Origin of the sequence: Methanosarcina sp. UBA289, from assembly GCA_002496565.1 — an archaeon.
Classification (GTDB): domain Archaea; phylum Halobacteriota; class Methanosarcinia; order Methanosarcinales; family Methanosarcinaceae; genus Methanosarcina.
This window is the reverse complement of record DAKJ01000018.1, coordinates 628,208-637,297: the sequence shown is the minus strand read 5'-3', so window position 1 is coordinate 637,297 and position 9,090 is coordinate 628,208. Positions and strand designations below refer to the sequence as shown.

General features: G+C 43.3%; 8 protein-coding genes. 3 read left to right on the top strand and 5 right to left on the bottom strand.

Translation table 11 applies throughout. The features are described 5' to 3' along the window. From BP549_RS10735 to tgtA, 3 genes are all read right to left on the bottom strand, one after another. On the bottom strand, window positions 1-1,111 hold a 1,111-nt coding region (locus BP549_RS10735; protein ID WP_292380487.1), incomplete at its 3' end, for an NAD(P)/FAD-dependent oxidoreductase. 15 nt (window positions 1,112-1,126) lie between these two features. After that, window positions 1,127-2,068: a UbiA prenyltransferase family protein gene (locus BP549_RS10730; protein WP_292380811.1), complete on the bottom strand. Its 942-nt coding sequence runs from the start codon at window positions 2,066-2,068 to the stop codon at window positions 1,127-1,129. A gap of 255 nt (window positions 2,069-2,323) precedes the next feature. After that, complete coding sequence (gene tgtA / locus BP549_RS10725) at window positions 2,324-3,796, bottom strand: tRNA guanosine(15) transglycosylase TgtA (protein ID WP_292380484.1); 1,473 nt, start codon at window positions 3,794-3,796, stop codon at window positions 2,324-2,326. A gap of 249 nt (window positions 3,797-4,045) precedes the next feature. Here tgtA and BP549_RS10720 point away from each other — a divergent pair, with 249 nt between their 5' ends. Continuing rightward, complete coding sequence (locus BP549_RS10720) at window positions 4,046-4,453, top strand: carboxymuconolactone decarboxylase family protein (RefSeq protein ID WP_292380482.1); 408 nt, start codon at window positions 4,046-4,048, stop codon at window positions 4,451-4,453. Window positions 4,454-4,849: 396 nt separating this feature from the next. Here BP549_RS10720 and BP549_RS10715 read toward each other — a convergent pair whose 3' ends face one another. Further along, entirely contained in the window at window positions 4,850-5,437 is a 588-nt protein-coding gene (locus BP549_RS10715) for a pyruvate kinase alpha/beta domain-containing protein (RefSeq protein WP_292380480.1), read from the bottom strand. 373 nt (window positions 5,438-5,810) lie between these two features. On the opposite strand from BP549_RS10715, the gene BP549_RS10710 reads away from it, so the two are divergent. Together BP549_RS10710 and BP549_RS10705 are read left to right on the top strand one after the other, a co-directional pair. Then, on the top strand, window positions 5,811-6,557 hold the full coding sequence (locus tag BP549_RS10710; RefSeq protein ID WP_292380479.1) for a proteasome assembly chaperone family protein: 747 nt from the start codon (window positions 5,811-5,813) through the stop codon (window positions 6,555-6,557). Between the two features lie 4 nt (window positions 6,558-6,561). Beyond that, entirely contained in the window at window positions 6,562-6,951 is a 390-nt protein-coding gene (locus BP549_RS10705; protein ID WP_292376578.1) for a DUF473 domain-containing protein, read from the top strand. A 293-nt stretch (window positions 6,952-7,244) separates the two neighbouring features. Here the strand turns inward: BP549_RS10705 and thsB are convergent, their stop codons facing one another. Then, window positions 7,245-8,873 (bottom strand): thermosome subunit beta, encoded by a 1,629-nt coding sequence (gene thsB / locus BP549_RS10700; protein WP_292380477.1) that lies wholly within the window; start codon window positions 8,871-8,873, stop codon window positions 7,245-7,247. Between the last annotated feature and the right edge of the window lie 217 nt (window positions 8,874-9,090).

The window sequence follows — 9,090 nt, the reverse complement described above, 5'->3', positions numbered from 1 at the left end:
TTTTCTTTAGCATGAACGCAAAAACTTGCATAGTCTGCTCAATTGAACTTCCATGAATGAATGAGAGATCTTCCTTTTCAAAGACCTTTGCCATCTCATCGATTTCCCTATCCGTCATTTTCCTGAGAGTCTCAAGTCCTATCCGACCCACATAATGCTCGGCCAGAAACTCTTTATCCCAGATCTTCCGGTATTCTGATAGGGCAGATTTTGAGACATCTCCTTTGCTTATGGCATCTGCAGCGACATCTCCACATATCTGGCCTGCTCTCATTGCATATCCTATTCCCGACTGACCTGCTGCCCCACCAGCAACCATTATCCCATCAGTTATGTATTCACCTGGAATTGTCACTATAGGATCTCCGCCGGAAAGTTTTCTTACAACTTCAAACTCTTCGAGTCCTTTAAGTTTTTTGAAATTCTCAACCCAGGCATTAAGATAAGGCGTTGCATCGGTTCCACATCTGCGCACGTAGGCCCCGATTGCGGCATTGTCTCCTCCTCTTGGGGAGTATGTAGTTTTCCAGCCAGGGGCATGATTTCCTACATAATACTCAAACATCTTCGGTTTCCCAAGTCCAGGACTTTTTATGTCCAATTCGATTCCCCAGGCAATATCTTCAGGATGTTTCATTGTCTTAAGGCCCACAAGGGAAGCCATCTTTGAATTTATACCGTCGGAGATAATAACCAGTTTTGAGGTAAATGTCCCGGCAGAAGTGTTGACAGTAAATCTCTCTCCTTCTTTCTGGATATCCTGCACTTTTACTCCTGTCCGAAGTTCTACGCCGGTTTTCATTATTTTATTTGCATAAAACCTGTCGAATGCAGTTTTATCAATAGCGTATCCGGTCGCCTCAACTTCGACTGTCCTTCCTGATGGTGAAATAATCTTCATGCCTTTGAGATAATGCAGAACATAAGAAGGGTCTGCCTTTTCTCCGCATTTATCTAGCATTCCCTTAAAAAAGGAGTTTGCAGGATGGGGAGGATGCCCTATGTCTTCTTTTTTTTCCAGTAAAAGGACCGCCGCCCCTTTTTCACAGGCGTTCCTTGCAGCCATCAGCCCTGCAGGAGATGCCCCTATTACAATAATATCCGCATCCATTTTTCTCTACCTTTTTTACCAGAGAATGGAGGTATAAGCCCCTGCATAAATGCACAGCACCACGTCAAGAATCATTGATCCGAACATAATCGCTCTATAGTTTGAGCCATTAAGAAAAAGCCTGCCACCTCTCTCCGGAGTAGGGTGTTTGATAAAATCAAAACATTGAGTGAGCATCCAGAGACCTGAAACAAGGGCTCCTGCAAAGTATACAGGTCCGAGATGGGCCGACCAGCCTATGGTCAGTGAAGCGATAACCCCGACAATCCACCAAAATGTTACGAATCTTGCAGTAAAGGGGATTCCAAAGGTTACGGGCATTGTTGGAGCACCTTTCATTCTGTCCCCTTCTACATCTCTGGAAACCCCTCCAAGAGTAAAGGCCCAGTCTGTAACGCAAATCATTAGCCCGAAGCAAATAGCCGGCAAAGGAAGAATTACCCCGTCGCTGCCTTTCAGAAGTCCCGCAGGGTCAAAGGCAAGCCAAATACCCACAGGTACAAGTCCATAGGAGATACCCACTGGCAAAAAGCTGAGGAAAGTATTTCTTTTTGCAAAGATTGAATAAATTGTGATAGTAGCTGCCGCAACGATGAGTATAAGAAGAGATTCAGGATTCAGATAAGCGGCTGCTGCGCCTGCGATCACTACTAAAAAAACAGCATATGCAAGCGCAGAGTTCTTTGACACTTTAGACGAGGGCAATGGACGTCCAGGCAGGTTGATCGTATCGATATCTATATCGCAGCAGTCATTGAATACGTATGAACTTGTAATGGCTGCAAAGCCACCTATTACTGCAATAAGGAAGGGAAGAAGTTCAGGAAGCCCTCCGGTCGCCAAATAAGAAGCAAGGATTGCACTCGAGGCAGGTAGGGTAAGGTCCATGTAGTAGAGTTCGGGTCTCATCAGACGCAGATATGGACTGAGTTCACCAATTCTTGCTGTGAGGGACAATAGTTTCACCTATACTTTTCTGGTTTATACGAAAGTTTTTGTATAGAGCTTTATATTTCAGCTCTTTCCCTTTTTAGGGGGTTCTTTGCAGGTAATTCTATAAAGGTTTGCACCTCAAAAAGTTTTCTTTTTATCTTTTTTGGGACAGGTTTTGATTGCCAGTAACTCTAAGGATTCAAGGTATCAGGAATTACAGGGCAGCTGGGACTGCTAATTGGTTCCTCAAAATTTATTTTTCTCAATCTTCCCTCTAATTTATTCTTTTTTCCAATCTTTCCTGTATACCAGTTTTGCTTTTTTGCTGATCTCCTCAATTAGAGGGTGCCTGAACTCCTCCTCGCAGATAAAAGTAAATTCAGCTTCCGGGTTCAGATCCATCAGTTTAAGAGTGTTTGAAAGAGCGGTATTAAGGGCTTCGTAATCCGGAAGTTTCGGGACTTCGGCATTGAATGGATAGACTTCTTCCATTTCGGCGGGAAATGCCCCGAAAGGCGCTTTGAAAGTAAGGACCTGGTCGTACTCTTTCTCTCCTTTTACAGGACCTGTCCTAATGATTGCTGAGCCTTGCAGGCTGAACCTATCCAGTCTTTTTCCAAAGCGTAAGACTTCGGGACGGGAGGAAGACTCTGGCCCGCAATAGAAATAAGTGCCCTTTGTAGCGGGATCAAGTTGCTCAAGCCAGGATGAGTGGGTATAAAGTTTTTTTAACCCCTCAAGAAGTTTCGGGTGGGCACGACAGCGCTGCTCTACAAGCTCAAGCAGTTTTCCATCCTTTATGCACTGTTTAATCAGCCTGATCTCAGCAAAGGTCGCGTAAAGGTTGTGCTTCCCCAGAAGTTCTTCCCGGTTGTCGGCTTTTTTCAATTCTTCTGCCGTGTATCTTGAACAGATCGGACAGGAACAGGGCAGATAATTCAGTTTTTCAACATGGTAAGTTCCATTTACAGTAATATAACGTCCGTCCTTGGCGTAAAGGGCATAAGCTGCCGAATCAAAAAGGTCACAGCCCAAGGCTACTGCAAGGGCGAACATCATGGGGTGTCCTGCCCCGAAGAGGTGAACCGGCGACGCTGGAGAAAGACCTTTTTTGGATGCGGCAATTACATCAACAAGTTCTCCGTAGCGATAGGCTTCCATGAGCGGAACAACTGCTCCAAGGGGATAGACTTCAAAATTGAGGTCTCTAAGGTGAGAAGCGGCTTTTTCCCTTAATTCTGGATAGGTCGAACCCTGAACCGGCCCTGCAAGAAGCTGTTCGCCCTGGATAAACTTTCGTGCCGCTTCCAGGCGTTCGGCTGTGACTGTTAGTTCCTCTTCAGCCCTCCTGTAATGAACATCAGGGGGTGTAGGGATATCCAGCGGGACAATAATATCGCTTCCTATCTTTTGCTGGAACCCGAGGATTTCCTCATTCGTAACTTCCACGGAGCCGTATACGGAAAGCTGGAAAGAACCTGAATCCGTCATAATGGGCCCGTCAAAATCCAGGAGCCCATGCAGCCCTTTTTCCAAGGCGACGCTTTTCAGTTCTTCCTTACGGTAAATAATATAGGAATTGGTAATCAGGATCTCTGCCCCGAAGTTTCGCATTTCTTTCGGGGGGATAAGCTGAATATTTGGATTAATCACAGGCATAACAGTAGGTGTCTCAACAGTCCCATGGGGAGTTCTGAGCCTTCCTATTCTGCCGCCTGCATCCTTATCTAGAATTTCAAATATTGCTGACATGCCGGGGGTATAGATGCCTCTCAGATATATCTATTTTTGGGGACTGAAAGGAATGCTGGGGAAGTGCAGATCAAACTGGATTTTTACCCTTATTCCTGGTTTCTTTCAATATCTTGGAAGTCCTTGAATATTTTATTTTTTCGAATACAGTGGCATTTCTCTTTTACACAATCTTGTGATTTTTATTCATCATTTTTATATATTATTAATAATCAAACGCATCATGACTGAAAATATACAGGTGAAAATATGACTGAAGATCCGAAAGAACTGTTATTTGACTTTACGGCCGGACTCAGAGATTTTGCTTCCGAAACTGAAGCTCAGGGACAGCAGGCTGCAGCGTTTATGGGTATGGTCGGGGCAAGTTTTGAAACCTCGGTTCTTGACTTTAAAACCAAGGAACTTATCGCAATCGGTGTTGCCCTATATCATCGTTGTCCCTATTGCATTTCTCTTCATGCCTTCAACGCCCTTGAAGCCGGAGCTACAAAAGAAGAAATTATGCAGGCATCCATGGTTGCAGTTGCCTTTGGCGGCGGGCCTTCAATGTCCTTTGCAGTCACTCTTCTGAAGAAAGCTGTTGAGACCTTCCAGGGAGAGTCCTTTACTGAGGAAGACCGAATGGAAATTCTCAAAAGGCTTGGTATGGCCTGAACAATCTTTTTCTCTTTATTATTTTGAAACCACGAAAGGTCATGAATATAAAGGTCATGAATATCTTTCTTCAAGTTGGAGTCAAAGTAATCTTTGTACATTTTTGTTCATTTGATTCTGTAAATAAGCTGAAAATCTCATAATAAATACAGATTTTTTTGTATTAGAAAACTCTCTCTGTTAATAGAGATACTTTACTTCTTAATGAATAATTTAAGATCAATTAAAAATCGCAGTATCAAATAATGAGCATCGGAGTCTTATTTTTAAATATTTGCAGAAAGACGAGAAAAGTAAAAAGTCTCTCGTCTTCTGTTTTTTAGACTTTGATATAAGAATCAAAAATGTTTTTAGGTAAGAAACTTTCATTTCACGAATTTTCTCTGTTTTCTTGCCTTAATCTTCTTTAGCTCGCGGCATAGCAATAATTTCCCTAACCTGAAGGGAAAAGAAATCTCCACTGTGGGCCGGCCTGAGCACGAGGGCTACATCTGCACCCTGCCTTGTGCCTCCTATTGCTATAATCTCCGTGTTATCAGAAACAGGGATATGGCCTGAATCTGCTGCCATAATTGCGACCTCAATGGCTACCTTGAAGCCTTTTCCGAAGAGAGACCTGAGAGTATCCGAAATCACTTCTAGTCTGGAATATCCTCCGAATTTCTTTGTAATTGAGCGTTCGACTCCTGAGAATATATGGGACTGAGTGGTTATTATCGCCCCAAGCTCTTCAAGCTTCTTTTTATATTCCTCTTCCACTTCCCATTCGCCTTTCTCTTTCTGTCCATACTGGTGGCTTATTCCGATAACTTTTATGTTGCTGCCCTTCACAGCCTCTGCCATTTTTAGCGCGGTTTTTCCACTGGTGCTTGCCACCACAATATGTGATATTTTAAGTTCAGCCGCCCTTTTAGCTGCCGCTTCAATAACGGCTTGTGTATTTGACTCTCCTACGTTGTCGAAATAGAGAATAGATTTTTCCATAATTTTTCTCCTGTGTTCGGATTTTTTTCTTTCTATGAGCTCTTTTTACGGTTTCCTTTGTCTATTATGCTTTTCCTATTGCTATATCAATAGAATCTGGTCTCAGTTAAGCTCTCCACCGGAGAGACAACTTAAAATCCATTGTAATTTCTTTATAGGAATTATTTTTCCCTGTCAGGAGAAAAGATATATATTAAAAAGATTCTCTTTTTATCAGAAAGAGGGTATGGTGGTCGGAAGCTTGGGTACATTGTATGTTATTTATTGGTGTATGTTCAGGAAGTAGCGTAAATTCGGGCCGCCGAGAAACTTGTTTATCTAGGATTAGCTCAGATATATAATCATAGGGGTCGTATTTTGCTGAGGTGGTTATTTGTCAAATACAGATTATGACAACAATGACGTTAAGATTATTACCAAACCTGTGCAATCAAAAAATCCTGTTTTGATTGAAGGTTTTCCCGGAATCGGGCTCGTGGGGAATATTGCAAGTCAGCATATGATAGAAGAATTGAAAATGGAATATATCGGCTCTATTGACTCGAGGTATTTCCCCTCGATTGCAGTGCTTTATGAGGGACTTATAAATATGCCTGTGAGGATTTACGAGAGCGTAGAACACAACCTGATTATTGTAATCTCCGACATTCCTATTAGTCACACTGTCTCCTATGACGTCAGTAACGCTCTGGTGGATTGGGCTGAGTCTATTAATGTAAGAGAAATTGCTTCCATTGCAGGAATTGCTATAATGGACGGGGGACATAAAGTATTCGGGGCAGCCACCACTCCGGAGATGCTGAATAGAATCAAGGAAAAGGTAGAGGTTTTCCAGATGGGAACTATCTCCGGAATTTCGGGCAGCGTAATGGCTGAATGTCTGCTGCGTGAAATCCCTGCTTTTAGCCTGCTTGGTGCTACCAGAACCCAGAATCCTGACCCAAGAGCTGCTTCTGCTGTTATTGAAGTTTTAAATGAGCTCTATGGGCTTTCAATAAGTACAGTTCGGCTTATAGAGCAGGCTGAACGTATAGAGATCGAACTCCAGAGGCTTGCTGAAGATGTTCAGACTGCGGAGCAGAAAGGAGAAGTAAAGAAGGAGTTCCCAATGTACGGGTGATCCAATGGAGTACATCGCGTTAACAGGAATTGCTGATTCTCTTATCGAGGTCCTGAAGAAACACCATCTCAGGACTCTTGAGATTCGGAGTCCTCAAAATTTCGTAGGAGTACTCGGGCTCAATGTAGGAGATAACGTTCTCCTGACATCTACCAGCCTTCAGGATCTCACGGATGGAACTCAGGGTCTCATAGCAAAGGTTGTACAGAAGCAAATTTCGGTTCATTCCATTGTCAGTTCGAACGATTTCTACATTGAAGAACGAGAAGCTATGTCAGCCCGTATTCAGCTTCAGTGCAGGTGTATGGCAAGGGTAAGAAATGTTATTTCAAGTGAGCTTGGAAAACCGGTCCGGGTGGATGCCAGAGAAATTTCTTGCTATGAAGCCAGATAACAATTTTTACTGATAATCGTTCTTTTTAGAAATTTAACAGTAATTTGTTAAAAATCAAAAAAATCTCTTTTTTAAATTTTAATTTTCTTTTTTAAATTTTCAATATTTTTGTATATATTCTAATGTGCGAAAATTCTAGTTACAGATTAACCGCTAAAAATTCTAGAAAGACTGTCTTAATAAGATTTTTGGAGTATTTTTGGAATATTTCCTGAATAATTATCCTGAAATTAAAAAAGAAAGGTTCCGGAATGCTGGAGACTGCCAGCAATCCTGGATTTATACTTTAAATTTTACATCATATCTTCAGGCATTTCGCCGCCTGCTCCAGGACCACCTAATTTGGCTGGACTGGATGAGGCAATTACATCATCGATCCTGAGAACCATAATTGCGGCTTCGGTAGCTGCATTGATTGCCTGGGTCTTGATCCTGAGAGGTTCGACAACATTGTCTTCGAACATGTCCTCGATCTTGCCGGTGTAAACATTGAGTCCGGCACGCTTGTTACCTTTCTCGTGCTGGGAGCGCATTTCCACAAGCATGTCGATTGGGTCAAGTCCTGCATTCTCTGCAAGGGTGCTAGGAATAACCTCAAGGGACTCGGCGAATTTCATTACAGCAAGCTGCTCCCTGCCTTTAAGGGTTGCTGCGTATTCCTTGAGCCTGAGTGACAGTTCTATTTCGGGGGAGCCTCCACCCACAACGATTTTTTGGTCTTCGAGAGCAACGCCCACTACTCTGAGAGCGTCTTCGAGGGCTCTTTCAATTCCTTCTACCACATGCTCGGTTCCGCCGCGAAGAAGGATTGATGTAGCTTTGCTGTCCTTGCAGCCTGTAACGAAGGTCATTCTTGAGCCTGTAACGTCTTTCTCCTCTACAAGCCCGGCATAACCAAGGTCAGATTCCTCGATTTCATCAAGGTTGGTGATAATTCTTGCACCTGTTGCGCGGGAAAGTTTGTCCATATCGCTCTTCTTTACCCTGCGCATGCCAAAGATTCCTGCTTTTGTCAGGTAATACTGGGCAAGGTCATCAATTCCCTTCTGGCAGAAGACAACATTTGCGCCTGTGTTGATTACCTTATCCACAATTTCCTTGAGCATTGCTTCTTCCTGGTCTAAAAAGAGCTGCATCTGGTCAGGAGTGGTGATCTTTATTTCGGCTTTAGTCTCAGTCTTCTTGAGTTCTATGGGTACACTTAAGAGCAGGACTTTTGCATCCTCTACTACTTCGGGCATGGCTGGGTGGACACGCTCTTTATCGACAATTACACCATCGATAATCTCGGAATCCTTGATACTTCCGCCGGGTCTCTTCTCTACCTTGATGTCCTCGATGTCTACAGTGATCTTTCCATCTTCGCTTCTCTCAGCAACTGATTTTACGGCCTTTACTGCAAGCTTGGAAAGGTGGTCCTTTTGAGCCTCTGCTCCTTTTCCTGTTATGGCTGTAGCTGCAATCTTTTGGAGAGTTTCGGTATCTTCGGGAGCGGCACTGATAGTAATGGTATCGATTATTTTTGTAGCCTGGTCTGCTGCAAGTCTGTAGCCGCTTGCAATTACTGTTGGGTGGACGCCACTTTCCAGCAGGTCCTCTGCCTTTGTCAGGAATTCTCCTGCAAGTACGGCTGCGGTGGTGGTTCCGTCTCCTACTTCGGCATCCTGGGTCTTGGCTACTTCTACGATCATCTTTGCACCTGGGTGCTCGATGTCCATTTCTTTGAGGATTGTTGCTCCATCGTTGGTGATAACAACATCACCCATGGAGTCTACAAGCATCTTGTCCATACCCTTGGGTCCAAGAGTGGTTCTTACCGCTTCAGCAACCGCTTTTGCGGCCATAATATTGTTATGCTGGGCATCGGAACCATGAGTTCTCTTGCTGCCTTCCTTTAAAATAAAGATCGGTTGTGCTGCCAAGCTTTAATCTCCTTTTATGATATGAATTTCTATGAATTTTTATTAATTGTATTATTGAGCACGTTAGCTTTGTGCGTAATTTCCTATTCTTAATGCAAGCACTTCTATATAAGAATTTCTCTGTATCTTATGTCCTGAATTCGGAAAACGGAGCCTCCTGAACCTTTTAATGCCTTCTCCGAGCTATTTTTTCAGGTAGACTAAGTTTGCAGTGTTA